General features: G+C 51.5%; 21 protein-coding genes. 7 read left to right on the plus strand and 14 right to left on the minus strand.

Going from position 1 to position 26,318, the window contains the following annotated elements:
• Window positions 1-5: 5 nt before the first annotated feature.
• Both MHI45_RS05875 and MHI45_RS05880 read right to left on the minus strand, forming a co-directional pair.
• Window positions 6-1,859: an assimilatory sulfite reductase (NADPH) flavoprotein subunit gene (locus MHI45_RS05875; protein ID WP_076109877.1), complete on the minus strand. Its 1,854-nt coding sequence runs from the start codon at window positions 1,857-1,859 to the stop codon at window positions 6-8.
• A 244-nt stretch (window positions 1,860-2,103) separates the two neighbouring features.
• Window positions 2,104-3,582, minus strand: a complete 1,479-nt coding sequence (locus tag MHI45_RS05880) for an MDR family MFS transporter (RefSeq protein WP_076109748.1) — start codon at window positions 3,580-3,582, stop codon at window positions 2,104-2,106.
• Between the two features lie 154 nt (window positions 3,583-3,736).
• On the opposite strand from MHI45_RS05880, the gene MHI45_RS05885 reads away from it, so the two are divergent.
• Window positions 3,737-4,297, plus strand: coding sequence for a PadR family transcriptional regulator (locus MHI45_RS05885; RefSeq protein ID WP_076109749.1), 561 nt, complete (start codon window positions 3,737-3,739; stop codon window positions 4,295-4,297).
• Window positions 4,298-4,410: 113 nt separating this feature from the next.
• Here the strand turns inward: MHI45_RS05885 and lspA are convergent, their stop codons facing one another.
• Window positions 4,411-4,902, minus strand: coding sequence for a signal peptidase II (gene lspA / locus MHI45_RS05890; protein ID WP_076109750.1), 492 nt, complete (start codon window positions 4,900-4,902; stop codon window positions 4,411-4,413).
• Window positions 4,903-5,082: 180 nt separating this feature from the next.
• On the opposite strand from lspA, the gene MHI45_RS05895 reads away from it, so the two are divergent.
• Window positions 5,083-5,766: a DUF421 domain-containing protein gene (locus MHI45_RS05895; RefSeq protein ID WP_076109751.1), complete on the plus strand. Its 684-nt coding sequence runs from the start codon at window positions 5,083-5,085 to the stop codon at window positions 5,764-5,766.
• 69 nt (window positions 5,767-5,835) lie between these two features.
• Here MHI45_RS05895 and MHI45_RS05900 read toward each other — a convergent pair whose 3' ends face one another.
• The 4 genes from MHI45_RS05900 to MHI45_RS05915 form a co-directional block, all read right to left on the minus strand.
• Complete coding sequence (locus MHI45_RS05900) at window positions 5,836-6,810, minus strand: aldo/keto reductase (RefSeq protein WP_076109752.1); 975 nt, start codon at window positions 6,808-6,810, stop codon at window positions 5,836-5,838.
• 178 nt (window positions 6,811-6,988) lie between these two features.
• Window positions 6,989-10,252, minus strand: coding sequence for an ATP-binding protein (locus tag MHI45_RS05905; protein ID WP_076109753.1), 3,264 nt, complete (start codon window positions 10,250-10,252; stop codon window positions 6,989-6,991).
• On the minus strand, window positions 10,230-10,610 hold the full coding sequence (locus tag MHI45_RS05910) for a response regulator (protein ID WP_076109754.1): 381 nt from the start codon (window positions 10,608-10,610) through the stop codon (window positions 10,230-10,232). Before MHI45_RS05910 ends, MHI45_RS05905 begins: the two co-directional genes overlap by 23 nt.
• 60 nt (window positions 10,611-10,670) lie before the next feature.
• Window positions 10,671-12,302, minus strand: coding sequence for a GGDEF domain-containing response regulator (locus MHI45_RS05915; protein ID WP_076109755.1), 1,632 nt, complete (start codon window positions 12,300-12,302; stop codon window positions 10,671-10,673).
• A gap of 222 nt (window positions 12,303-12,524) precedes the next feature.
• On the opposite strand from MHI45_RS05915, the gene MHI45_RS05920 reads away from it, so the two are divergent.
• Together MHI45_RS05920 and MHI45_RS05925 are read left to right on the plus strand one after the other, a co-directional pair.
• Window positions 12,525-12,794: an ACT domain-containing protein gene (locus MHI45_RS05920; RefSeq protein WP_019910116.1), complete on the plus strand. Its 270-nt coding sequence runs from the start codon at window positions 12,525-12,527 to the stop codon at window positions 12,792-12,794.
• Window positions 12,795-12,822: 28 nt separating this feature from the next.
• A complete protein-coding gene (locus tag MHI45_RS05925; RefSeq protein ID WP_256718062.1) occupies window positions 12,823-14,178 on the plus strand; it encodes a PFL family protein in 1,356 nt (451 codons plus the stop codon).
• A 184-nt stretch (window positions 14,179-14,362) separates the two neighbouring features.
• Here the strand turns inward: MHI45_RS05925 and MHI45_RS05930 are convergent, their stop codons facing one another.
• From MHI45_RS05930 to MHI45_RS05940, 3 genes are all read right to left on the minus strand, one after another.
• The gene (locus MHI45_RS05930; protein WP_076109878.1) at window positions 14,363-15,235 is read right to left on the minus strand and encodes a sigma-70 family RNA polymerase sigma factor; all 873 of its coding nucleotides are present in this window, start codon (window positions 15,233-15,235) and stop codon (window positions 14,363-14,365) included.
• 94 nt (window positions 15,236-15,329) lie between these two features.
• Window positions 15,330-15,776, minus strand: coding sequence for a carboxymuconolactone decarboxylase family protein (locus tag MHI45_RS05935; RefSeq protein ID WP_076109756.1), 447 nt, complete (start codon window positions 15,774-15,776; stop codon window positions 15,330-15,332).
• Window positions 15,777-15,862: 86 nt separating this feature from the next.
• Window positions 15,863-17,317: an MFS transporter gene (locus MHI45_RS05940; protein ID WP_076109757.1), complete on the minus strand. Its 1,455-nt coding sequence runs from the start codon at window positions 17,315-17,317 to the stop codon at window positions 15,863-15,865.
• A 160-nt stretch (window positions 17,318-17,477) separates the two neighbouring features.
• On the opposite strand from MHI45_RS05940, the gene MHI45_RS05945 reads away from it, so the two are divergent.
• Window positions 17,478-17,903: a MarR family winged helix-turn-helix transcriptional regulator gene (locus MHI45_RS05945; protein WP_076109758.1), complete on the plus strand. Its 426-nt coding sequence runs from the start codon at window positions 17,478-17,480 to the stop codon at window positions 17,901-17,903.
• A 126-nt stretch (window positions 17,904-18,029) separates the two neighbouring features.
• Here the strand turns inward: MHI45_RS05945 and MHI45_RS05950 are convergent, their stop codons facing one another.
• On the minus strand, window positions 18,030-18,674 hold the full coding sequence (locus MHI45_RS05950; RefSeq protein ID WP_076109759.1) for a DUF1796 family putative cysteine peptidase: 645 nt from the start codon (window positions 18,672-18,674) through the stop codon (window positions 18,030-18,032).
• A 157-nt stretch (window positions 18,675-18,831) separates the two neighbouring features.
• Here MHI45_RS05950 and MHI45_RS05955 point away from each other — a divergent pair, with 157 nt between their 5' ends.
• Together MHI45_RS05955 and MHI45_RS05960 are read left to right on the plus strand one after the other, a co-directional pair.
• Window positions 18,832-19,338, plus strand: a complete 507-nt coding sequence (locus MHI45_RS05955) for a YbaK/EbsC family protein (RefSeq protein ID WP_076109760.1) — start codon at window positions 18,832-18,834, stop codon at window positions 19,336-19,338.
• Entirely contained in the window at window positions 19,335-20,570 is a 1,236-nt protein-coding gene (locus tag MHI45_RS05960; protein WP_076109761.1) for an MFS transporter, read from the plus strand. The genes MHI45_RS05955 and MHI45_RS05960 overlap by 4 nt, the downstream gene beginning before the upstream one ends.
• A gap of 794 nt (window positions 20,571-21,364) precedes the next feature.
• Here the strand turns inward: MHI45_RS05960 and MHI45_RS05965 are convergent.
• The 3 genes from MHI45_RS05965 to MHI45_RS05975 are packed head-to-tail and all read right to left on the minus strand — an operon-like array spanning window position 21,365 to window position 26,203.
• The gene (locus tag MHI45_RS05965) at window positions 21,365-23,065 is read right to left on the minus strand and encodes an extracellular solute-binding protein (protein WP_083675521.1); all 1,701 of its coding nucleotides are present in this window, start codon (window positions 23,063-23,065) and stop codon (window positions 21,365-21,367) included.
• Window positions 23,062-24,465: a response regulator transcription factor gene (locus MHI45_RS05970; RefSeq protein WP_076109763.1), complete on the minus strand. Its 1,404-nt coding sequence runs from the start codon at window positions 24,463-24,465 to the stop codon at window positions 23,062-23,064. Before MHI45_RS05970 ends, MHI45_RS05965 begins: the two co-directional genes overlap by 4 nt.
• Window positions 24,458-26,203, minus strand: coding sequence for a sensor histidine kinase (locus tag MHI45_RS05975; protein WP_076109764.1), 1,746 nt, complete (start codon window positions 26,201-26,203; stop codon window positions 24,458-24,460). Before MHI45_RS05975 ends, MHI45_RS05970 begins: the two co-directional genes overlap by 8 nt.
• Window positions 26,204-26,318: the final 115 nt, after the last annotated feature.

Genomic DNA, 26,318 nt, shown 5'->3' on the forward strand with positions numbered 1-26,318 from the left:
CTCCCTTAATACACATCGCGCTGATAACGCTGTTCCTGCTGCATGTGCTCCAGGTAAGCTACTGCCTCTTCCGGGCTTAAGCCGCTCTCCCGCTGGATCACAGTGACCAGTGCGGAATGAACATCATGGGCCATATGCTTCTCGTCACCGCATACATACACATGCGCACCTTCCTGCAGCCAGGCATACAGCTCACGGCTCTGTTCCAAAATGCGGTGCTGCACATATACTTTCTCTTCCGTATCCCGGGAGAACGCAACGTCCAGCTTGTTCAGCACGCCGTCCTTAAGCATTCTTTGCCAATCTGTCTGATAGAGGAAATCGGTCACGAAATGCCGGTCGCCGTAGAACAGCCAAGTTCTGCCGCTTGCGCCCTGCTCTTCCCGCTCTTCCAGGAAGGAACGGAATGGCGCTACCCCGGTACCCGGCCCGATCATAATCACGGGAACCTCGGAATTGGCCGGAAGTTTGAAATTCGGGTTGTTCTGAATATAGATCGGGAGGGTATCGCCCGGCTGTACCCGTTCAGCGCAATGGACCGAGCAGACGCCGTAACGGTCACGGCCATGTGATTCGTACCGCACCGCGCGAACCGTGAAATGAACCTCATCGGGGTTCGCGTTATAGCTGCTAGCGATCGAATACAGTCTTGCGGGCAGCTTGCGCAGAATGGTTACAAAGCTGCGTGCAGGCACTTCCCATGGTGCGAAATCCTGGACCAGATCCAGCAGATCACGTCCCTGGATATATGCCTTCAGCTCCTGCTGATGATCCGGAGCAAGCAGTGCTTGAAGCCCTGCCGATGCAGTTAATTGTGCCGCCTGTTCCAGCAGCGGCTTCGTCAGGACTGTAATTTCATAATGACGCAGCAGTGCTTCACGCAGAGTGCCTTCCTCCCCCTTCTTATTAAGAGGAACAGATTCATCGCTATTCCAGCCCATAGCGGCAATAATATCCGCCACCAGCTGAGGATGATTCTCCGGGTACACTCCCAGCGAGTCGCCCGGCTCGAAGCTCAGATTGGAGCCGGCAAGCGACAGCTCCAGATGGCGGGTCTCGCGGTCAGAGCCGCGTCCGTTCAGATTAAGATTCTCCAGCACTTCAGCATGGAAAGGATGGTTGCGTGAGTAGGCTGAATCCGGCGGCTCTGCCTGTTCAGCTGCCTGTACCGCTTCCCCGGCAATTGCCGGGGCATTCTGCGGACCGCTCAGTGAGCTGATGACCTGCTGGAACCATTCAGCTACCGGCTCATCGTAATCGAGATCACAATCGACACGCGGGCTCAGACGCCGTCCGCCCAGCTCTTCGAGACGCTGATCGAAATCCTTGCCGGTCTGGCAAAAGAACTCATAGGAGGTGTCGCCGAGCGCCAGTACGGAATAACTCAGATGATCCAGTTGGGGCGCTCTCTTACTATAGATAAATTCATGGAAGGCCCGGGCATTATCCGGCGGTTCGCCTTCTCCGTGCGTGCTGACCAGCAGCAGCAGATTCTCGACCTTCTTCAGACCATTCGGCTTGAAGCCGTTCATTGCCGATACGGTAACCTGGAAGCCCTGCTCCTCCAGCTTGCGGGACAGACTGGACGCCAGACGCTGGCAATTGCCGGTCTGGGAGCCGAACAGCACCGTCACTTCGCGGGAGATTTGCGGCTGTGCCGCCGGGGAGACGGCTGCCGCAATCCCCTCTGCTTGCAGCGATGTACCAGTTGAAACCGCTGCCGCATTTCCCTGCAAAGACAACGCGGACAAATATCCGCCAAGCCATATCTGCTGCGTCTCTGTTAATGTCGGCAGAAGGCGGTTCAGAAGCTCAACCTGGTTCTCGTTAAATGGACTGTTCGTAACTTGTAGTTGCACCAATATCGACCTCTCCTTAACATGAAATCTAGTTCCCTCTTAACCTCATGTGATCAGGCTATCATAATTAGATGAAACGATCAACGAGCTCTCTTTATCATAAAATTTGGTTTTATTAGTAATATCGTCCATAAAACACGTAAAAGCTGCTTAAATCAGAGTAAATGACCCCGATTTAAGCAGCTTCATTACAATTAATGATAACTTGCATTAGATAAAATGATACTTCATATTCAGCTTTTGATTACTGATTCGCGATCTTACGGACATGGGTCTGCATTTGCAGAGGCGTTGTCCCCCCTTTGCGGCGCAGCAGAAGCATGAGCGGAAAACCAAACAGCACGATGATGGCAGCAACGACAAATACATCATTTACCCCCATTGTAAATGAAAGCAGGGTGATCGAATCGGAACCCGCTGCACCGGACTCAAAGAGCTCTTTGGAGTGGATCACGGATCTGCTCGACAAGAGTGAGGTAAATACGGCAATGGCTAATGAGCTTAACACATTGCGCACCCAGTTGTTGATCGAAGTTGCATGACCTGACCATTCCACCGGAATTTCCTCCATGGATGCCGTGCTGCTTGGGACATTGGCCAGACCGATCCCCAGATTGCGCACGACCATTGCCCACAAAATAAAGTTGTGCGAAACATCCACATGCAGCCTGCTCAGCATAAACAAACCGGCAAAGATAAAGGCAATTCCAGCTGAAATCAGCTTCACCGGCCCGAACTTGGGATACAGCTTGCCCACAACCGGGCTTAACAATGCCAGCAGGATGGATGAAGGCAGCAGAATCAGCCCCGTTTTGAGCGTCGTGGCGCCTTGCACAGTCTGCAAGAAAAGCGGCGTTAAGTATGTGCCGGCATACATCGCAACCGTTACCAGACTATAGATGCACAGCATAGCCGTGAACCGCCGGTTCTGAAATACGCGCAGATTCAGCAGCGGCACTTCCGTCCGCAATTCATGCAGGACAAACAAGAGGAGCAGAACGATCCCGGCAGCGATTAACAATAGAGTTCTCCAGGAACCCCAGCCCCAGCTGCTGCCTTGGCTAAAAGCAGTCAGAAGCGCCAGGCTGCCCGTCACCACCGTAATCAGCCCGGGAACATCGAATGACTTCGGTACATTCATCCGGTAGTAAGGGATCAACAGTTGGGTTAATATAATAGCCACAAGTCCCACCGGGATATTAATCAGGAACAGCCAGTGCCAGCTGGCATACTGCAGCAGCCAGCCGCTGAAGGTCGGCCCGATGGCCGGCGCAACCATTGCGGACAGCGACCACAGGCTGACGGCGAACGGCCGGCGCTCGATCGGAATGACCTGAAAGATAATCGTCATTGTGCAGGCCATAATCAGTCCGCTGCATGAGCCTTGAAGCATCCGGAAAATGATCAGCATCAGCGGGTTACCCGATACGGCGCATAACAGGGAGAACAGTGTAAAGCCCGATAAAGCGAACAAATATAGCCTCTTATAACTGAATCTGCCGCCAAGATAACCGGCCAAAGGTGCCGTTACACCTGTTGCCAGCATAAAGCCGGTAACCATCCACTGCATCGTGTGCAAGCCGGTATGGAAATGATTCATTAGTAGAGGAACAGCAATGTTAATCGTTGTGGTGCTTAAGACTGAGACAAAGTTCCCGAAGAATATGGCAATCATAATCGGCCAAAAAGGAACTTTGCCTCGTCGTTCATGGTTCTCTTCCATGGCAGTTCCTCCTCATCACTATTTATATGTCTACTTTTACATATGTAAGTTAACTTAAATAATGTTATAATCGAATCTACAATATGTCAATGATGACATATTAGTAATACTCCTAATGAAAACGGATTAATTTGGATTGGAGGAACTCATAGTAATGAATACTCTGTCTTACGGGCTCCTTGCCCTGCTGACTGCCAACTCGCTGTCCGGATACGAGTTAACGCAAAGCATTAAGCCGCTATGGCGGGCGGGCCATAGTCAAATTTATCCTCTGCTGGTGAGTATGGAGCAGAAGGGATACATCTCCTACGAGCGGATCGAGCAGACAGATAAGCCGGATAAAAAAATATATACGATCACGGAAGCAGGACTTGAACAATTGCGGGAGTGGGTTGAGACGCCGGCTGATCCCCCCGTGTTGCGGGACGAACTGCATTTCAAGCTGTACAGCCTGTGGCTCGCAAGGCCGGAGGAGGCTAAGGCGCTGCTGGTAAGGCGTGCGGAATTCTGCAGGAGTGAGCTGGACCGGTATAACCTCATGATTAAAGCCAATGAAGCCCTGTGCCAGGAGCGCGGGGAAACCCGCGAGCTTACGGCAACGACGTTCGGGCGGTATTTGCTGCTGCGCAAGCGGGTTATGGATATGGAATCTTCTGTAGCCTTCTGCGAATGGGCCATCGGGGAACTTGAATCAAACGCCGTTCCGCTGGAATAAAGGTTCGATGTATTGCAGCAAATGATAAGTAAACCCCAAAGAAATAGGGTTGTCCATAGTCATAATAATGACTAATAGGACAACCCTATACTTAAAACCGGGGATAAGAACAGTCACGCCTGTCCGGTGCCGCTGCCTTTCACCCGTCTTCTCTTGGCCGTGCTGCTCTTCACCTGATCGATAATCAGATGGATCACGATCAGGATGCCGCCGGCATTGATTGCCAGATCGGCCAAATTCATGATGCCGCCGTCTTCCCCAAATACAAGAAAATCCGTAACCTGATGGAAAATTACGCGGTCTATTGCATTGCCGATAGCACCGCCCACCAAAAATCCGCTGGCGGCTTCAAGCAAGGGCCCTCGCAGCACTCCTTTACGCCGGTAATAAAAAATCGCAACTACAAATACTGCCGCAACAATCGAGAAATACTTCCCAAAACCCTGAAAAGAACTGAAGGCCGCACCACTGTTCTCATAATAAGTAAATTGCACGTAAGGGTTCCAGAACGGAATGGTCTCCCCCAGCTGCATGTTTAACCGCACCATCCATTTAGCAGCCTGGTCCGCCAGTAACACCAATATTGAAATCAGGTAAAAAAGCATCTCTGTGCCCCTTTCACGTCTGTTAGGCTCACTCCATTAACGGGTTCTTAAAGACAGCTTATCACAGAGCACCACCCGGATTCACCTTTGGGAGTACAGATAAGGAGAAATGTTACATTCAAAAGCGTAATGGTTAAACACTCTTAGATTATAAATCGTTTATTTGAGGGTGGGTGCCAAATGGAATACGGAGCGATATTCATCAAGCTGATCGCGGGTTTTATCGGGTTATGGGCAATGACGAGATTGCTGGGCAAGAAGGAAATCTCCGCCTTGACACCTTTTGACTTTATCTCTGCGGTGATTCTGGGCGATTTGGTCGGAGATACCATATATACACCAGAAAATTCCGTGCTGATGCTGATCTTTACACTGGCTGTTTGGACCGTATTATCCCTGACGTTCGAGAAGGTTACCCAGCGAATCCGCGCGCTCCGCAAACCGCTTGAGGGCGAACCGGAAATTCTGATCCGTGACGGAGAGATCGATCTGGTCAAGCTGCGCAAGAATAACCTTGACTTCGACCAGCTGCGGATGATGCTGCGGGCTAAGGATACTTTCTCTGTCAGTGAGGTCGCTTATGCCATCTATGAGACGAATGGTTCTTTGAGTATTATGAAAAAGCCGCAATTTGAAGCAGCCACCCGCGAGGACCTGGCTGTATCCATACAGGAAACCACGCTGCCCCAGAGTATTATTGAGGACGGGATCATTCAGCGGCGAACGCTAAGCGAACTTGGCCATGACGAGGCCTGGTTGGACGGCGAGCTGCGCAAACTGGGATATTCGGGCCCGCAGGCTGTAGCTTATGCTGAAATCACTGAAGAAGGCGAGTTTGCCGTGGTCTCCTCGGTTTCCCACTAAAGAAACCAAAAAGAGGATATGCCCGGTGTTCGGACATATCCCCACTCTATCAGAGTCTTGCTGAATGATTTACCAGGCGTAGGCCTCCGGAGCCGGACGTCCCGGTCCCGGGAATATTTCATCCAGCTTCTTCAGCGTGACTTCATCCAGAACGATTTCAGACACGCGCAGCGAATCCTCGAACTGTTCAATAGTTCTCGGTCCGATGATGGGCGCAGTCACGGCTGGATTCGCCAGCACCCATGCCAAAGCTACCTGGTCCTCATGCTCGCCAAGCTCCTTGCAGAGGGCAGAGAACTGCTCCAGCTGGCTGCGGTGCTGCTCCAGCTTGGCGGAGCGGGCGCTGCGCACGCCGGTCTTGGCCAGCGCGTTGCGGCCGAGCAGACCGCCCGCAAGCGGACTCCACGGGATAACGCCAAGTCCCAGTTCCTGCGATGCCGGCAGCACCTCAAGCTCCGGCGTCCGTTCGAGCAGATTGTACAGATGCTGCTCGGAGACAAGGCCCAGGAAGTGGCGCGCTTTCGCCTGCGCCTGAGCATGTGCGATATGCCAGCCGGCAAAGTTGCTGGAACCGATATAATCCGCCTTGCCCTGGGAGACCAGGATTTCAAAAGCACCCCATAACTCATCCCAGGAAACATTGCGGTCGATATGATGCATTTGATACAGCTCAATATGATCGGTCTGCAGACGTTTCAGCGAGCCCTCGAAATGTCGTCTGATCTTATAAGCGGATAAACCCGAACCTGAATTGGGACCGTCCTGCTCATCAAGCATGTCATTGTAAACCTTGGTCGCCAGCACCACCTTTTCGCGCCGTCCGCCTCCCTGCTGAAACCAGCGTCCGATAATCTCTTCAGTCCAGCCGCGCCGTTCCTGGCCGCCATAGACATTCGCAGTATCAAAAAAGTTAATGCCCGCATCCAATGCGGCATCCATGATCCTGAAGGCGTCCTTCTCCTCGGTCTCCGGACCAAAATTCATCGTGCCGAGACATAACTGGCTGACCTTTAAACCCGATTTTCCCAAATAACTGTACTTCATCGCAATTCCTCCCTTTCATCCCTGTATGGTTGTCCGCATTCCCTCCCACTATAAGCCTTAGAGTCCACTTTAAGGCAAGCTTTTTTTCAAGAAAAAAACAGACCGTTTGTGCATGGCCTGTTCCTCTAATCCTTTTATAAATAATCATTTCGATAAGTGCTGCTCCAAAATAATTCTCCTACTCCCCATCATGCCCGCTGTCCGGAAACAGCACTTCTCCGGTTCCCTGTTCAATCGCTATGATTTCCTGCAGGGTAACCGACAGATCACCCGGGGGATAAGGTTTGGTCAAATACTTCTGAACATTGTTCATCAGACTTTTATCTGTTTTGTCCAGCGCCGAGGAAATAACTATCGGAACGTTCGCTGTCCGCTCATCATCCTTCAGCATGCGGATCAGGTCCCAGCCATCCAGCTCATCCCCCAGCATCAGATCCACGACAATCGCCACAAAAGGTGTCTTCAATGCCTGATCAAACGCCTGCTGCGGATGATAATGATGTGTCACCCGGAAGCCTTTGCCCTTCAGTTCCTCCGACAGCAGCAGGGAAAGACTGTAATCATCCTCTACAATCATTACGTTCGGCTTCGTTTCCTTCTCCGAATTCCATTTATAAGGCTCATCTTCATGCCGGCTGCCGCTATGATTCAGAACCGGAAGACTGAACCATACAGTGGTGCCTTCGCCTTCCACCGAATCAATGCCGATCGCACCCTTCTGCTTCTCAATGATTTCCTTGCAGATGGCCAGGCCTAGACCTGTTCCGCCGATCCGTTTGGACGCGCTGTTGTCTACCCGTCTGAATTTCTGGAACAAATGGCCAATCTGATTCTTAGGAATCCCCAGCCCGTGATCCTGGATCTCCACAATAATCCGCTCGGGTTCATTGTGCAGCAGCACCTTGATCTCATTGCTGTTCGGTGAGAACTTGATCGCATTGCTAAGCAGGTTGGTCAGTACCTGGACAATCTTATCCTTATCCACTTCCACCTCTGCATTCCGCGCTGCATCCTCCAGCAGAATATGGTGGGTGCCACTCAGTTTGTACTGGTCAATGACGCCGAGGACAAGCGAGCTCAGATTGACAGGCTCGGCATTGTACTGCTGGGTGCCTGATTCCATTCGCTGCAGATCCAGAAAATCATTGATCAGATCGGTCAGCCGGTGCGCCTCCCTATGAATGGTCTCCAGATATTTCAGCTGCTTCTCAGGCTTCATTGTTCTGGATAACAGCAGCTCTGTGAAGCCGAGCACACTGGATAACGGTGTCCGCAGCTCATGGCTGACTGTGCTGACCAGTTCGGATTTCATCAGATCCAGCTCATATTCCCGGGTAATGTTCCGGTGTACAAACAACGTACCGAAGCGGATCTCGCGGCGGTATACCGGAATGGCATACACCTCCACATGTTTCATCGCTTCCGTGCCTATAGAGTACTTGATCGTGCTGGAATCGAAGAACGTTTCGGACATCGCCGTTTGGTAGAACAGCCGCAGATCATCCTGCTCATTGGCCCTGTGGATGAAATGTTCTGCCCAGCGTTCCTTAAGGATTACTTCCCCTTCAGTCCATTCATCGTACCCGAACAGCTGGCCAAGGGCTTTATTCATCTGCAGCATCGTTCCGTCCATTTGGACAAACTGAATTCCTTCATTGACGTTATTGACAATGTCCCTGTTCAGCATCCGGCCATCTTCGATTTCTTCATACATGAACAGCCGCTCAATGGCCAGCGCCACCCGGTTCATCATGCCTTGAATCTCGTCGGTTTCTTCTTCGCCAAAGGAATGTCCGATCCGGGTACCGCAGAATACAGCCAGCACCTCATCATCAGCATTGACAACCGTTGTGTAGTAATCATACGAATAAATGCCTTCTGGAGAAATGCCCTGCTCCCGTAAGGATGCCGGACGTTTAGTAATATAGGATTTCTCCGTTTGCATACGGAAGAGCATATCATTATTATCACTATCAAGATAACGTTCCACATTCTCCAGAGGTACGCCTTTAACGACGGCAATTTTGTCTTTGACCATCAGGAAAAAGCTCGAGTCGAACGCATACTGCTCATTCATAAACCGGATAAACTTTTCGGCGAACTCCTGCTTGTCCAGAGTATAGGTAATGTCATGGTTAAGCTGATTGCTCCGCTCCAGCAGAATCTTGGTTTGTTCCGTCTTCTTCAGGGTATCCGCCAGCTCCTGCTGCACACTTTTCATGGAAGAAATATTGTTGGCAATGAGAATGTACTGGTAGACATGGCCTTCATCATTCAGATAAGGCATCACTGTCAAATGCAGCCAGATCACCGAACCGTCCTTGGCCCGAATCTGAATCTCGTCGCTCCATACCCCGCCCGTGGTCAGCTTGCGGAGAATTTGCTGCGCCTGATCACCTGAAATATTATAAAGCTCGAACAGCCTGAAGGTGTAACCGATGATCTCCGGGTTCTTATACCCCGTATACTCGCTCAGATTCTCATTAGCATAGGTGAATACGCCTTTGTTCGAAAGAATGGCGACTGCGGAGGACTGATCCAGCGCCTTCATCATGCTCTCGATCTCGCTTAAAGACCGTTCCAGCTTAAACTGCTGATCCTGAAGCTCATCCTGCTGCGCATGCAGTTCTTCGTTCTGCATCGTCAGCTCTTCCTCTTTGTCCTGTATGCTTCTCGCCATATTCAGGAATGCTTCATAGAGCCGGCCGATTTCATCCTGCCTCTGAAGCTTGCTTAGCAATACAGACCGGCCTTCCGCAAGGGAAATAGTTGCCTCTTCCAGCTTCACGATCGGATCAATGAGAACCTTCAGAATCCTCCAGATCATCAGGGTGAATAGAAGCAGCAGGAAGCTGCTTAATACGAACGACGCAATCGTAAACGCATTAGCTTGCTTAATGGAATCGGCAGCCATTTCATTCAATTGTGCATCTGAGCGCGCTTTGTATTGCTTCGTGTATGAAAGAAATTCATTTACCGCCTGGGTGTTGCCATCCTGTGCCAGCGCCCGCAGCGCAACATAATTATCTTGCTCGACCAGAGCGATCGCCTTAGGCAGCGTAACTTTTTGATAATTTTGACTGTATGCCGTCAATTGGTCCTTGAACTGCAATTCTTCCGGGGACAGCTTCAGCAGGGAATACGTATTAAGGACTTCCCCCAGCTTCTGCAGTGCTTCATAGGCGAGCTTCAGCTCATTATCATTTTTCAGCGCCGTGTAGCCTCTGACCCGAAAAAAAACATCATTCAGTGTTGTTGCCAGTTCATTGATCGTCTCCGCCTTGTTCTGCAGCACTTCACGGTCATGGCTCAACTTGTTCTGCTGAGAAGATATATAGAAGAACAAGAGCAGGCCAGTCAGTGCGATGAGAACAAATAAGCCTGAAATAATGCGGAAATATTTATCTTTGATGCTCAAATTAACGAATTTTTTTCTTTTCACCAAGAATACCCTCCACGATCTGCAGGAGCTCTGTCGGACTGAATGGCTTAGGCATGAAATAACGCGCCCCCGCCTCCCTGGCTCTGCTCCGGTCCATTTCCTGCGCCTTGGCGGTCAGCATCATTATCGGCGTGGAGTTCTTCAAGTCCTCGTCCAATTCAGACAAAACTTCTATGCCGGTCATTTCCGGCATCATATAGTCCAATATCACCAGATCGTAGGAATCATCCGATAGCTTGGCAAGCGCCTCAACCCCATTTTCAGCGGTACGAATCTCCACATCTTCGAGGTCCTCCAGCGTATCTTCAATCAGCATGCGAAGAACGTCCTCATCATCTACTACAAGTACTTTTTGCATCTTTCTCTCTCACCTTTCAATGTACCCTAAACCATTATCAGCGTTTCAGCGCTAAATGTTTCAGAACAAAAATCTGTGGGCCAGCCGTTCAATTCTTGTGAGCAGCTCCGGCAAGTGAAACGGCTTGATAACATAATCATCGGCACCCATTTGCAGGGCATGTATGATATCCCGCTGGTCGTTCCGCCCGGTCAGCATGATCACGAGAATATTCACTTCCGGATAACTCCCGCGGATCCGCTCAAGCACCTCCACCCCATCCAGCTCCGGCATAATGCCATCAAGCAGGATGATAAATTTCTCTTCGGGAGCATACCAATCCGTTTGGAGAAACTGCGGGCCGTTAGAATAGCTGCTTACTTTCACTTTGGCAATGCTCTCCGGCTCCCAAGCTTGGAACTGATGGGTCACTATTCTGCGGATCAGCGGATCATCGTCAACGATAATGACATTCAGAACCGACTCCAGCTTGCCTGCCGGCAAATGCTCGTCATACAATGTGGTCTGGTTTCTGCCGGCATGTTTGCTGGCATACAGCGCCTGATCCGCTTCGTCAATAAGTTTATCGGCATTGAGGTGAGATTCCGTTACCTCTGTGATCCCGGCGGAGAAGGAAACATTAAATCGTTCATTTTTGGCCCAAAACTCTTTCAAGGAGAACTGCTGCTGAATCCTTTCGATGACAAGCATGGCCGATGCGGCATCGGTATTGGGCATGAACAGGGCAAACTCTTCACCGCCATAGCGGCAGAATGTATCCTCCACCCGGATTGATTTCAGCACCAGCTCGGAAAAAGTCTGGAGTACCTCATCTCCGACCAGATGGCCGTAGCTGTCATTCACATGTTTAAAGTAATCCAGATCCATAAGCGCAAGCGAAAACGTCCGCTCGGTCCGCCTGAAATCGGAGATCAGCTGCTTCATCGTTTGATTAAAATATTTGCGGTTAAAAGCCCCGGTCAGCTCATCCACGATTATGGATTTTTGCCATTCAAGCTTCAGCTCAAAGCGGTTCTTAATGAGTACCAGGAACAAATCAATATCTACAGGCTTCGGGATATAATCCATCACACCCAGCGAATAGGCATACATCTGCACATCCTTGGAATGTTCACCGCTGACGATAATAATCGGAATACGCTCTTTCTTCGCCTTGCCGATGATTTGTTTCAGAACATCAATCCCGCTCTGATCGGGCAGCAGGATATCCAGCAGGATCATGTCCGGCTTGGTTTCATAAAAAATTTTGAGTCCCCGTTCGGCGGATAATGCAATACTCACAAAATAGGACTGCTTCTCCAGCGATTCCCTTAAAAAGGCCACCAGCTCTACATCATCATCAATGAGCAGAATTTCGTATTGCTTCTTCCCGTCAGACAACATTGCCGCTTGCAAACCCGGGACAGGTATTGCTCCGTTCATCAATTGCTCATCAAAAAGCCCCAGCAAAGGATACAAATAATCCCCCCACTCGGCCTCTGTCCAATTTTTATAAGATTCATCTGAGAAATAAAGCAATGTGCTGCCGGCATACTCCTCCACCAGGTGAAGGCCTACCGTTCCGGCCGTGCCCTTCAAATTATGTAAAAAGCGGTAGATTTCCTTTTCCTCGACGTCCGGCTGTTCCGACCACTTTTGCAGGGTTTGCCTGGTACGCTGCTCAACCAGCTCTTTGTATTTTCTCGTTGTCATAGTTACTCCTTCAGGCGATCATGTCAATCTATCTGTTGATCATATATTTTTAACTCTGTCAACTGTATTCTAATGAAATTAGGGCATAAGATCAAATTTATGATCAGACTGACAAAAAACCTTTGGTTGATGACTGCAACATCATTTGCAATAATAATTGCAACGGTTCATTCCGTTAATGCGGCGGATGAACAGAGAATAGATAAATAGGAGGCTTTTTCATTGAAGGGGATTATAACTGTACTGGGAAAAGACAAAGTAGGGATTATCGCCAAAGTCTGTACCTACCTTGCAGGCCACAATCTGAACATTCTCGACATTTCGCAGACGATTGTGCAGGACTATTTCAACATGATGATGATTGTGGATATTTCCGCGCCAAGCAAGTCCTTTGAAGAGATTGTGGAGGACCTGCAGCAGGTAGGCGAAGAAATCGGCGTTGAAATCAAGCTCCAGCACGAGGACATTTTCAATATTATGCACCGCATCTAGCTAGCAGCGAAAGGAAGAGATAGGGATGATTTCACTTGTGGAAGTGCAGGAAACGAATAAAATGATCCGCGAAATGAATCTGGATGTCCGCACCATTACGATGGGGATCAGCCTGATGGACTGTGCCCATACAGATTTGCGGGTGTTTAACCAGAATGTATACGACAAAATCACCCGGTCCGCCGAGAAGCTAGTGAAGACCGGTGAGGATCTGGAACGGCAATTCGGCGTACCGATTGTCAATAAACGGATCTCTGTCACCCCGATCTCCATTGCAGCCGGTTCCGTGCATACGGATACGTATGTGCCGGTTGCCGAAATTCTGGACAAGGCGGCCAAAGAGGTGGGCGTCAACTTTATTGGCGGCTTCTCGGCGCTTGTGCAGAAAGGCTGCACCAAAGGGGACCGGATTCTGATCGACAGCATCCCTGAAGCGCTGGCTGTGACGGAAAGAGTCTGTTCCTCTGTGAATGTAGGCTCCTCGCGCAGCGGGATCAATATGGATGCCGTGAAGCTAATGGGCGACATCATCCTCCAGACGGCGGAACGCACCAAGGACCGTGATTCCATCGGCTGCGCCAAGCTGGTTGTCTTCTGCAACGCCGTTGAGGACAACCCCTTCATGGCCGGAGCATTTCACGGCGTGGGCGAGCGGGAATGTGTGATTAACGTTGGGGTCAGCGGCCCTGGTGTAATCAAGCGCGCACTGGAAGAGGTAAAGGGCCAGGACTTTGAAACGCTGTGCGAGACAATCAAACGAACCGCCTTCAAGGTGACCCGTGTAGGACAGCTTGTTGCACAGGAAGCCTCCAAACGGCTGGATGTGCCGTTCGGCATCATTGATCTGTCGCTGGCACCCACCCCTTTGGTCGGTGACTCCATCGCCGAGATTTTCCAGGTCATGGGCCTCGAAGAAGCCGGAGCACCCGGCACCACGGCAGCACTCGCCATCCTGAACGATAATGTCAAAAAAGGCGGCGTCATGGCCTCCTCTTATGTCGGCGGACTTAGCGGCGCGTTTATCCCGGTCAGTGAAGACCATGGCATGATCCAGGCTGTTCAGCGCGGTGCGCTGACGCTGGAGAAGCTCGAAGCGATGACTTGTGTCTGCTCCGTCGGCCTCGACATGATTGCCATTCCGGGCAGCACCAGCAAAGAAACCCTCTCCGGCATTATCGCTGATGAAGCCGCAATCGGCATGGTCAATAACAAGACAACCGCCGTCCGCCTAATCCCGGTTATCGGCAAGGAAGTCGGCGAGATGGTTGAATTTGGCGGTCTGCTCGGCTACGCCCCGGTGATGGCCGTGAATCCTTTTAACTGCGCCGGGTTCGTGAACCGGGGCGGACGTATTCCCGCTCCAATCCACAGCTTCAAGAACTAATATTCCAAGTGGAAACGGCATCCGCCGTCCTCAAAAGGACGGTATCCGTTTCAGCGAGAAATAGAAGGATAATTTATAGTGTGAAGCATATAAATTCTTATATTTGCACAAAAGCGCCGCCTCACCTCATTAGGTGGGCGGCGCTCTTTTTATAAACTAATCGGGTGATAGAACAGCCCGCGGCTTAGAATACATGACCCAGCTTTTCCGGTCCTACAACCAGATAGAAGCTCTGAATCTGCTCCCCTGCACGGTCCAGTACCAGACATAGCACGGCTTTAACCTCACCACCCTGCCTGAATACCAGTTGGTCTTCGCCGTTGACCGTTTCTACAGACGGCTCCAATTCCCGCAGCCGGTTCAGCACCCGGCGCGAAGTCAAGAGTGCCAGCACTCCCTTGCGGCCAACCATCGGCCTAAGGATCGTATGGACATCCTGGCCGCCGCCGTCGGCAACAAGCACGGGATGATCGGACAGCAGTTCCAGCATCGCACTGACATCATAAGCGGTAAAAGCCTCGGTAAAGCGCCGCAGCAGGCCTGATCTCGCCGTTCCCGTCCCGGGCTCAGCCATGGTTGCAGAAGGTTCGGCCTGCAGGGTGCGCTTGGCCCGGCTAAAGATTTGCCGGCAATTGGCTTCCGCTTTGCCCAGCATCTCTGCGATATCCCCATAATCGTACTGAAAGGCCTCGCGCAGTACAAATACCGCCCGTTCAGTGGGCGACAGCCGCTCAAGTAGCACCAGAAACGCATACGACAGCGTATCCTTACGTTCCGCTGCTGCCTCAGGTCCGTCATAAGGTTCGCTTACCGGCTCAGGCAGCCACTCGCCGATGTAGGTCTCTCTGCGGCTGCGCGCCGAGTTCAGCATATTCAGGCAGCGGTTGGTAATGCCTTTTGCCACATAGGCCTTCATATTGTGAATGCCGGTCCGGTCACGCCGCTGCAGCTCGGCGAAGCAATCCTGCACCGCATCCTCCGCATCAACCGCTGTTCCGAGCATCCGGTAAGCGATGGAGAAGGCGTAAGCCTTGTAACTGAGAAACAGTTCCTCCATCCCCGGTGCTTGAGATGCAGTTAACCTTGTGTCGGCCTCGTTGCTTTGTGGCTTCAATGGCACTCCTCCTCCTCCTGAATTTATCCTCAGCGATTTAGAGGCTAGCTCCCGGATACATTCCTGTAGAAATCGCTAACCGGTTCCAGCAATTGATCGTATTGATCGCCATAATCCAATCAACAAATTCTTCTTCGCTGAAATGCTCCCGGACCTTCTCATATACATCGTGGGGCACGCCGGCTTCACTGATATGTGTGACAGCTTCGGCAAGCTCAAGCAAAGCTCTCTCTTTATCCGTAAAGATCGGCGCCTCGCGCCATACCGTGACCAGCAGCAGTTTATCCTGATAATCCCCCAGCTTCAGCAAATCCTTGGCGTGCATATCCAGGCAGAAGGCGCAGCCGTTCAGCTGGGATACCCGTATTTTGACCAGTTCAGTCAGGAGCTTATCGCTGCCCCGGCCTGCGGTATGCTGCTCCAGGGACATCATTGCCCGGAAAGCGGGCGCGTTTACTGCTCTGTAATTAAATCTCAAACTCATCATAATTTCCTCCTCAATGTGTTTACAATACTGTAGACAATCGGGCGGATTATTTTGTGACACCTATTTCAATAAATTTGTTCAAGTTAAGCTGCTGTTCTCTTGTCTCTTCTTGCCGTGATCAGCCGCCAGCCGGTAAGCAGTGCCGAGACCAGACAAATTGCCGAGGAAGTCATAAATACAACATGCATCCCCGAGAGAAAAATATCCGGACGGCCCGGAACCAAATCGGTTACCCGATGCCCTGCCTTGCTGCTCATGACATTAAACAGGATGGAGGTGGCGATGGTGATCCCGACAACCATGCCCACATTGCGGACCAGCGAGTTGACACTGCCTGCGGAACCAAGTTGTGTCCGCGGCACCTTGGACATGATGAGTGAATTGTTGGGCGATTGGAACAAGCCGCTGCCGACACCGAGCATCGCGATCCACAATCCGACCAATAGCACAGAGCTTCCGTCATGCAGCCGGGCCAGCCCAAACTGGGCGATAACCATCACGATTAGTCCGGCAAAGGTCAGGAGCTCGGAACCGATCTTATCGGACAAGGCTCCGCTGACCGGTGAAACCACCACCATGCAGATCGGAAACAGCATAAGCAGAAATCCGGCATAAAAAGGCGACAGATTCAGCATGTTCTGCGCATAGAACGGGGCAATGATGTTGAAGCAAAAGTTGGCCACGAACACAAGAAATGCGCACAAAATGCTGAGTGAGAATAAGGGGTTCTTGAACAGCGAAAGCTGCAGCAGCGGCTCTGCGCGGCGCAATTCTACGGTAATAAAAGCAATAAATGCAGCAACTGCGATGATCAGCGCCGTGAGGATGCGGGCATCCCCATACCCAAGCTGCTGCCCGAGCAGCAGTCCGGCAAACAGCGTTAGTATAAACACCGCGAACAGCATGCTTCCGGGAATGTCGATTTTCGATTTTACCCGTACCAGATCCTTAGGCAGAACCTTCCATCCAAGCACAACAGCAATCAGGCCAATCGGAAGGTTTACCCAGAAAATATATTCCCAGCCCAGTGTTGAAACAATAATCCCGCCCAGACTCGGTCCGGCGATACTCCCCAGCGATACGAAGGTGCCGATAAGCCCCAGCGCTTTGCCCCGCTCTGTAGGCGGGAAAATATCCGTCACGATCCCCTGGCTGTTCGCCATGGTCATGGAGGCCCCGATCGCCTGAACCACACGCGATATTATAAGGAAAGGCAGACTTGTGCTCAGACCGCAGAGCAGCGAGCCGACGATAAAGACGATCGTGCCGATTTTGAAAATCCGAATCTTGCCGAGCATATCTCCAAGCTTCCCGAAAAGCAGGATGACTGCGCAAATAGCCATCAGATACCCTGTCGTTACCCATTCGACCTGAGCTACCGGCAGGTTCAGCTGCTTCACCAGCACGGGCAAAGCAATATTGACAATACTTCCGTCGAGCGTTGACATAAAGGTAAAAAGATTTAAGACGATCAGGATAATCCAGCGTTTCTTCTGGATGGCGGCATCATCCTGATAGGTTGCGGCAATGGAACTCATAACTAACACCCTCTTGAATCAGTTTTTAGAGATAGTTGCACGCGCAACTATCCGACATTCCCCAGTGTACCGCAAATTAGTTGCGCACGCAACGACTTTGTTGTAATATTTTGAACAGATAAAGGGTTGCAACAGCATTTAACCTAAAGAGGTGTCATTTTTGAAAAAAGAACCGATTGGCAAGTTGATTTCCAACCTTCAGCGTCAAAACCAGAAATATTTAGCCCGGGAGTTGGCTCCTTATGGGATCGGCAGCGGCGGGCAGCACAACTTTCTTAAGCTGATCCTTGGCCAGCCTGGAATTACCCAGGATCAAATGACAAATGAGATGAAGTTCGATAAAGCAACAACCGCCCGGTCCGTCAAACATCTTGAGCATTTGGGTTATATCGAACGGAGAACCGATCCGAAAGACCGGCGCTCTTCGCTCCTGTATCCGACCGCTAAGACACTTGAGTTCGCACCGGTATTTCAAGCTATAATGGATGAACTTAACCGCAAGCTTTCGGCCAATTTAACAGAGGAGGAAGCAGATCTATTGGTTACTCTGCTCCAAAAGATCAGCATAAATTCCGGAGAGTTGTGATTCGGGGAGGGGGAGGATTGGATGGTCCAGGGCAAAGGACTGGGCTTGTCCGATTAACGGCAAAAGGAGGAAGCAGTCGCCACGCTGTGCTATCCTCAGAACTCCTTATTTCGCTCACGGCAGCCTTTATTCCAGGCTAACCCCCTCCAGAATATAGTCCCAAGTCTCATTATCCCCGGTCCGGTTCGGAATGCTCAGTGAACTGATGCCCGGTAGTCCCCATTCGTTATCGGTCACAGACTCCAGTCCGTCCACTCCGTTTACGATCAGAATATGGAAGGTTCCCAAAGTTAACGAGCCCAGCACTTTTTGAAGCTGCAGTGACTCTTCATAAGTACTTCCCCAGCGGATGAACAACACCTTCCGGCTGACAATCAGCTGATCCAGCAAACGCTGGCTGCGCATGTCGATTTTATCCTTAAAGCCCGGATACACGGAGCCCCACTCCTGCTCCTCAAGAATAGGAAAATCATGAACGGAAATCACATAATAATAGTAATCTTTTATAAAATACGATCGGACCGGCATTACAACTTCATTCTCCACGAAGACATCGTCCCCTTCGTCCGGCACCTCATTCGGCAGCTCCATGTATTCCGGGAATCGTCGGCTGAGCAGTAGGTTCACATCTGTATGGGATAACGAAACCACCCAGTCCAGAGGCGATGAAAAAGTCCTTAACCCCCTTCTGCGCAAATGCGCCGCCGGTTCGCAAGAACTTCCCAGACATACAATGCAATCATAAGCCCCCTTGATCTCCTCAAACCTCATCTGTCCTCACCTCTATCCTGTTTTTGTATTATTTAATGCCCTTGAGCCAAAAATGCTTGGATGCTAGATTAGGAATGTTTTGCCCATTCATAAAAAACAAGTTAAAATGTAAACCAATATGAAAAAATAATGAACTTTCAGAAAGGAAGCAAGGCTCATGTCGATTGTAAGTGTAAAAGAACATTTCCGTACTTTTAACAGAGAGCAGGATGTACTGGAGTTCGCCACTTCCAGCGCTACCGTAGAGATGGCGGCGGCGACGATTGGGGTAATTCCTGCCCGTATAGCCAAAACCTTGTCCTTCCGCGGGGTAAATGACGATGCCATTCTGGTCGTTGCTGCAGGAGACGCCAAGGTCGACAACAAGAAATTCAGAGAAGTCTTCGGTTTCAAGGCGAGAATGCTCAGTCCCGATGAAGTTCTGGAGCAGACGGGTCATGAGATCGGAGGGGTTTGTCCATTCGGCCTCGCCCGGGAGCTAAAAGTTTATCTGGATATTTCCATGCAGCGCTTCGATACGCTGTTTCCGGCCTGCGGCAGCACCAATTCTGCGATTGAGCTGACCTGTGATGAACTCGCCTTGTACTCTAAAAGTACGGACTGGGTGGACGTGTGCAAAGGCTGGGATGAGCCGCCACTGTCCGGGGACGGACAAGCCTTATGAAGATAAATCCGGCCAAGGGCCACACATCACCATCGCAGCCAAAGGAACGGTTTCCGCTGTCACTTCTCTGTCTTACCCTTGGCGCATTTGCGATTGGCATGACCGAGTTTATCATCATGGGGCTTCTGCCCAATGTTGCGCATGACCTCGGGGTAACCATTCCGCAAGCCGGACAGCTTATTACCAGCTATGCGCTTGGCGTAGCCATCGGTGCACCTATTCTGACTATCTTTACGCACCGGTTGCCGCAGAAGCAGCTGCTCGTCATTCTGATGTGCATTTTTATATTCGGCAATGCTGTGTCGGTGATTGCGCCTACCTACACGCTGCTGATTATCGCCCGCATTCTTACCGCCTTCGCGCACGGGACCTTCCTGGGGGTAGGCACAATTATTGCCGCCAGATTGGTAAGGCCGGAGAAACGGGCCGGGGCCGTATCAGTCGTGCTTGCGGGCTTGACCGTCGCCAATATTATCGGAGTGCCGTTCGGCACCTTTATCGGCCAGCAGCTCGGCTGGCGGGCCTCCTTCGGGGCCATTACCGTGCTGGGCATCGTCTCATTGTTCGGTATTATCCGGTTTATTCCCGAGATTGTCCAGGAGCAGACTGCCAATCTCCGCGAACAGGTGCGCGGTCTGGTGAATCCGAAGGTGCTGCTGATTCTGCTCACCGGAGCGCTGGGCTGCGGCAGCCTGTTCTCGCTCTTCACTTACATCACGCCAATGCTGGAGAACATTACCGGCTTTGCCGAACATCATGTCACCTGGATTCTCGTACTGTTCGGAGTTGGCGTCACCATCGGAAATATTGCCGGCGGCAAGCTGGCTGACTGGAAACTCATGCCGTCACTGATGGTTAACTTCGGTGTGCTCGCACTGATAATCTCTATGTTCACGCTGACGCTGCACAATCCGCTGCTTACAATTATTAATATCTTCCTTTGGGGAATCGCGGCGTTCGGCATTATGCCCGGCATCCAGCTGCGGATCATGAATCTGGCGCATAAAGCGCCGCTGCTGGCCACGACCTCAAGCCATTCCGCACTTAATCTGGGCAATGCAGCAGGTGCTTATCTCGGCGGGGTCGCCATCAATTCATTCGGCCTATCCTCAATTCCCTGGCTAGCCGCTGTCCTTGCTGTGCTGGCCTTGGCCGGGGCTTGGCTTAGCTACCTGTCAACGAGCGGCCGTGCCGGAGCCGTTGTTTCCGGCGATATAACCGCCGCTCCGTAAGGAGAAGCGGGGGAATATTCTTTTGGGTTAGACGAAATGGTTTGGACAACACAGAAGGCCGGATTTCCCTGATGGGAACTCCGGCCTTCTGTCTGTTCGGGTGCTACGGGCAGCGGAAGCATTTTTTCACCGGAATACGAGCATTTACAAGCTGATGAGAGTACTGACAGCGGCTTATCAATCTGTGAAGTAGCACTGTACTCACAGCTGTTAATCAACCTGGAACGTAGTACTGTACTCACAGCTGCTAATCAACCTGGAACGTAGCACTGTACTCACAGCTGCTAATCAACCTGGAACGTAGCACTGTACTCACAGCTGCTAATCAACCTGGAACGTAGCACTGTACTCACAGCTGCTAATCAACCTGTGAAGTAGCACTGTACTCATAGTTGCCTACTTTCTACAATGTTTTCTATCCTTACGGACTCAGATGCAGCTATTGTGGAAAAACAAGATGATTAATACCACAAGCGGACTCAGGTGCAGCTATTCCTTCGATCACAGCCAGAATCCGCATCAAGATCAGCATATAACGTCACTGGAGTCCGAAAGTCCAAAAAAACACATGATCTATCTTAAATAAGGACGCTGGGGTCCGAAGCTTGTTTATACAACACTGGAACTGCTTGAGGCTACTCACTCGAAACCCAATTCCCACCGTAATCTTCTTAGATACGTCGTCCACGTTTACGTCACTTTAACTCTCAGTCAACACCAGAACGGCGCCTTATTCCATCCTTTACTCCCTATCCGCTCCCCCCAACCTTCCTTTCCATGACCGCCAAAGCTCGCTATTCCGCCATATCACTCATTTGCTCCGCCTCTCTGCTTTTCACGATCACGTTGACTTCCTGGGTGATCTGATCCCCGCCCTGCCTTTTCCATTCCGCCACAAAAGTATCAAAGCTGCTCACCGGCGTATCACCGACGATAATGTTCAGGAAGGTCTCGCTCTCCAGCTTCTGCAGCGCCGGCCATACACTCTGCATATGGGTTGTGCTGCCATAAAAAACGCTGCGCACGCCCTCAATCGCCGTCGTGGACAATACAGCTGCCCCGTATTTGTAAGAATTGGCTGCTTTCCAGCCCTCCAGATTCTTCTTCGGCTGCTCCTCCTCGGCGAGCCACCGCTCATAGATAACCCTGGTATCCGGGTCTAGCAGATCCGGGTCGATCTTGCCGTGCAGCGCCTGCTGAATGTCCGCATAATGTTTCTCAATAGCGCCGGAATAATCAATCAGCAGATCAAACGGGTAATACGCACGCGGCTGAATGCCGGTCTGTGCCGAGAAGTCATCCAGTTTCTTGACTTCCTCCGTGTTGGGGTCCCGTCTTCTCTCCAGCCGGGTGAAGACGTTGAGCAACTTCATAACGGCTTCGGGATGCTCATACCCTTTGCGGACGACCAGATAGCGGTCAGTTACCGGCGCCATATGCGCGACGAATTTGCCTGCGCTGTCCAGCGGCGCGGCATAGGCCCGCCATTCCGCCTTTGTATCAAGCGCCACTGCCTCTGACAGCGGATAGTAGGGCATCCACCACGGGCCGAAGAACATCCCCGCATTGCCGGAGATAATCGGCTCCTGCGTTTCTTTGTACAGCGCAAATTCAGGGTCAATTAGGCCGCGTTTGTACCAGTCGGCCAGCTTGGCTAACGCTTCTTTGGTTTCCGGTACAACTGACCCGTAAACAATCTCGCCGCTGCCCGTTCTGATCCAGTTGGTAGGAAAAGCGTGAAAAGCGCTGAACACGGAGTCCAGGCCATTCACATGCGGCTTGGTTCCGTACACGATATTTTTGTAGGCGCTAAGCCCCAGCGTATCCCGTTTACCATTGCCGTCAGGGTCCCGTTCAACAAACGCCTTCGCGATGGCTTCAATATCCTCAAAGGTCCGCGGAGCCGGAAGCTCCAGCTTATCGAGCCAATCCTGGCGGATCCAGAGCAGAGACAGAGAATCCGCATTGATCGCCACATTCGGCAGCCCGTACAGCTTGCCGTTGCGGGAGGCATCGCCAAGCGCCTCGCCTTTGGTCGAATCATACATATCCTTGATCAGCTCTGAACCGTATTGCTCGTATGTTCCGGTCAGATCCGCAATCATATCGCTGTCGATCAATTTTTTTAATTGATCCCTGTCCACCACCACGGCATCGGGCAAATCATTGCTGTCGATGGCCAGCTGCACTTTTTGATTAAACGGCTCCTCGCCTTTTGCCTCCCAGGAGTGGATAACCCTGATGTTCGTGAGGCTCTCCAGATACCGGGAAATCGGGTTATTGTCATTGCTGTCGCCAGTGTTCAGCCGGGAATCAGGCACTTTGAACCCTACGCGCATTACAACCGGGTCTTCATATCTGCCATAAGCAGCAGTTTCAGCGGCACCGCCGCCCGGTTCGCTTCCTGCGGAATCCGACGGCACCCTGCTGCCTTGGCATGCCGGCAGACAAAGCAGCAGCAAGGCGGAGATGTAAACAGTAAGCCTCTTCGTCAAGTCCTCATCCCCTCCGCACGGTATTCACTCGGCAGCTTACCGACCCGATCCCGGAACAGCCTGCTGAAATAACGGTCATCCTCAAAGCCTGATTTGCAGGCAATCTCGCAAATGGGTTCATTACTTTCCAGCAGCAGCGATTTGGCCAGATTCAGACGCATCTCCCGCAGACTCTCCCCAAAGCTCTTCCCGGCAAAGCGGGCGAAGCATTGGCTGAAATAGCCGCGGCTCATATTGACAGCGGCTGCAACATCGCTTTGATTGATTTTGTCCCCGGCATGGCTTCGCATATAACGGACAGCCCGGATGAGGCAGAGCATCACCTCTTTGCTCAGGCCCAGCTCAATCATCCGCCGCTGCGCATGATCGGAGAACTGCCGCAGCCAGTGTTTCCATTGGCACCAGTTCAGATTATTCCCTGCCGCCGCTTGCAGCTGCGCCGTCTCCTCGGGCTTCAGCAGCAGAGTCCCCCAATTCCCGAGCAGTGCATACCCAAAGTCGGAAACCCGCTGCGGTGAAGGCTGCTGTATCATTACTCCGGCCATAAAAGTCTCCCATCCGCCCCGGTCTATCGTCCATCTGAGATTCAGTGCTCCTTGTAGAACATCTTCCTCATCACTGAACATCGTTGCTTCCGATGCCATTACTTTAAGCTCGGCATAGTTCAGTCTGGCCGGTTCCTCGGCTCCGCCGGAATAGAACAACGCATGTTGCGCTGTCAGCCCAAGGATTTTCTCCACTTCCTGCAGGCTTTGATCCCGCAGTCCGCTCACCAGCGCCGTCTGCCAGCGGCCCCCAAGCACTTGCTTCAGCTCACGGCTGCCATCTTCCTCCGCAAACCGCTGGTGCAGCGGCGTGATCCACATGTCCTGAAAAGTGATCAGCGGATGGTTCTTCACCACCGAGAGCTGAAACAGCTCTTCCTCGCTCGCCCGGGGGTCCAGCGGCATGTAGAGCAGCGCCTTGTCCGCAGCGATAATCCTGCCCTCTCCGCGGCTAAGCGACTCCCGGGTGCTGTCCTCCCATTTGATCCGTTCAACCAAACGGCGGATCGTCTCATCCGCATTCTCCACCTCCAGCAGTGTCTTCACGATGTAATCAACCGCACCCAGGCGCAGCGCCTCCTGCACATAATCAAATTCATGATGGCAGGTCAGCACTACACAGCGGATACCTGGGAACCGCTGCCGCACCTGCCGGATGAGATCAAACCCGGACATCCCCGGCATCGTGAGATCGACAAACAGCAAATCGGTCTCCTGCTCGCGGAGCAGGGCCAGCGCGGCGTTGCCGTCCCCGGCCTCGCCGACAATCACAACTCCAAAGGACGACCAGTCAATCAGCGAGATGAAGCCTTTGCGCACAAGCCGCTCGTCATCGACCACAACAGCCTTAATCATCGAAGTCCTCCTTGCTTTTCTTAGGTATGATAATGGATACACATGTGCCTTCCCCCGGGTTGCTGGCAATTTGCAGCGTCATCTGCTCTCCGTAATACATCCTCAGCATCCGCATGACGTAGGAGAAGCCGATGCCGAGTCCCCGCTTTCTGGCACCGTCATCCGAGAGCAGCTCTTCAATCTTGTCAGGGTCCATTCCCGTTCCGTTATCCTTCACACACAGCAGAATTTCATCTATATCATGCGCAGTAATTATAACCTCGACCTTCCCGTTATCGCTGAGCCCATGATAAATCGAATTTTCGACCAGCGGCTGAAGCAGAAAACGCGGGACCGCAGCGGACAGCACATCTTCCTCCGCCTGCACGTTGAACTCAAATTCATAATCATAACGGATACGCTGAAGCTCCATGTAATTGCGGATAGCTTCGATTTCTTCACCGATCGTAACAATAATGCTCTGTTTGCCGAGATTGTAATGCAGCACCTTCACCAGCAGTGTGACCAGCTTGTCAATTTCCTTCTGCCCGTTCAGCCGGGCTAGCCACTGCACCGTGTTCAGCGTATTGTGCAGGAAATGCGGGTTGATCTGGCTGAGCAGCTTCTCAATCTCGAACTGGCTTTTCTGCTTCTCATTGCGGGCTACGGCCAGCAGCAGCTCATTAACCTGATCCTTCATCTGCTGAAAGTTGCTAAGTACAAAGTCGAACTCCTCCACATTCGTGAAGGCAACAGGGGCGGTAACATTTTCGGCCATACGGATAATTTCCACGTTGACTTTGCGCAGAGGGCCATAAATCCGCTTCCAGATCAACCAGGCCAGAAATCCGGCAAAGAGCAGTGTGGAGAGGGCGAGCAGAATCATTTTGTAGAACCAGGAGTAAATTTCGCTGTTAAATACCGATTTTTTCACGACAGCCACCAGCTTCCAGCCCTGCGGACTCTCGTATCGGAACAGATGGTAGCCGTCCAGCTCCTCATGCGGAAGCCCCGAAGATTTCCCGGCTGCTTTGACGATCTTTCCGGGCAGCTTGCCGTCGATGACATGGGTAAGTGTGCCGCTCTGGTTGACCAGCAGATGGTTTACCTTCATTCCATAGGCTTCCTGCTTGAAAATTTTGCGCAGCAGACTGTAGTTCGTCTCCAGATAGATATACAGCTGATGCTGGCCGCTCACTCTGACAATCCGCTGCTCGGAGAAAACCACGTTATCGCCTACAGCATACATCGTGCCATGCGGCCCGTAATAATCAGCTCCGTTATAACGCATAAAGGAAGGCAGCGTGCTGATATCAAAGTTCCTCCGCGCGCTCATGTTGGTAAACAGCACCGGGTCATCGCTGCCCGGCATGATATAGGCAGTTAACCCTATGTAAGGATTGGTGAAGTTGACCAGATTAATCTTCTGGTTGATCGAACTCATAATCTGCGATTTGCGGTAAATCTGCTTCTCCAGCAGAAAAGAAGACATTTCCTCCACAATCTGGCCGTCAAGCGCAAACTGCTTGGAGGCAAAATCAAGATTGTCGATGGCATTCTCCAGGCTGAGCGCCTCCTGGCGCAGGCTTGCGCTGATCCCGCTGCCGATTTTCCCCGAAAGAATCGAAAAAATCGAAGTGTAGGATACAATTCCGACGATCAGGAGCGGCAGCAGCGTACCGATCAGCAAATAAATCACCAAGGTAGTCCGCAAAGATTTGACTGCCGGCGTATGGCTCCCTGGCTTCGTTCTGCTCATTTTCCGTATCCTCTCTTCTTTTTGTAAGCGTTTTATGTAATAGAATTAGAATACCAGATTTAACCTGAACTGAAAATAATAAGGCAGAACAGCTCACCGCGCCGCCCTGCCTTAT

This window comes from Paenibacillus sp. FSL H3-0321 (genome assembly GCF_038002865.1).
GTDB lineage: Bacteria > Bacillota > Bacilli > Paenibacillales > Paenibacillaceae > Paenibacillus_AQ.

Coding starts and splice junctions, on each gene's coding strand:
- MHI45_RS05880 (WP_076109748.1), bottom strand. CDS start 3,582: ATGGAAGAGAACCATGAACGACGAGGCAAAGTTCCTTTTTGGCCGATT.
- MHI45_RS05885 (WP_076109749.1), top strand. CDS start 3,737: ATGAATACTCTGTCTTACGGGCTCCTTGCCCTGCTGACTGCCAACTCG.
- lspA (WP_076109750.1), bottom strand. CDS start 4,902: ATGCTTTTTTACCTGATTTCAATATTGGTGTTACTGGCGGACCAGGCT.
- MHI45_RS05895 (WP_076109751.1), top strand. CDS start 5,083: ATGGAATACGGAGCGATATTCATCAAGCTGATCGCGGGTTTTATCGGG.
- MHI45_RS05900 (WP_076109752.1), bottom strand. CDS start 6,810: ATGAAGTACAGTTATTTGGGAAAATCGGGTTTAAAGGTCAGCCAGTTA.
- MHI45_RS05910 (WP_076109754.1), bottom strand. CDS start 10,610: ATGCAAAAAGTACTTGTAGTAGATGATGAGGACGTTCTTCGCATGCTG.
- MHI45_RS05915 (WP_076109755.1), bottom strand. CDS start 12,302: ATGACAACGAGAAAATACAAAGAGCTGGTTGAGCAGCGTACCAGGCAA.
- MHI45_RS05930 (WP_076109878.1), bottom strand. CDS start 15,235: ATGGAGGAACTGTTTCTCAGTTACAAGGCTTACGCCTTCTCCATCGCT.
- MHI45_RS05935 (WP_076109756.1), bottom strand. CDS start 15,776: ATGAGTTTGAGATTTAATTACAGAGCAGTAAACGCGCCCGCTTTCCGG.
- MHI45_RS05940 (WP_076109757.1), bottom strand. CDS start 17,317: ATGAGTTCCATTGCCGCAACCTATCAGGATGATGCCGCCATCCAGAAG.
- MHI45_RS05950 (WP_076109759.1), bottom strand. CDS start 18,674: ATGAGGTTTGAGGAGATCAAGGGGGCTTATGATTGCATTGTATGTCTG.
- MHI45_RS05955 (WP_076109760.1), top strand. CDS start 18,832: ATGTCGATTGTAAGTGTAAAAGAACATTTCCGTACTTTTAACAGAGAG.
- MHI45_RS05960 (WP_076109761.1), top strand. CDS start 19,335: ATGAAGATAAATCCGGCCAAGGGCCACACATCACCATCGCAGCCAAAG.
- MHI45_RS05970 (WP_076109763.1), bottom strand. CDS start 24,465: ATGATTAAGGCTGTTGTGGTCGATGACGAGCGGCTTGTGCGCAAAGGC.
- MHI45_RS05975 (WP_076109764.1), bottom strand. CDS start 26,203: ATGAGCAGAACGAAGCCAGGGAGCCATACGCCGGCAGTCAAATCTTTG.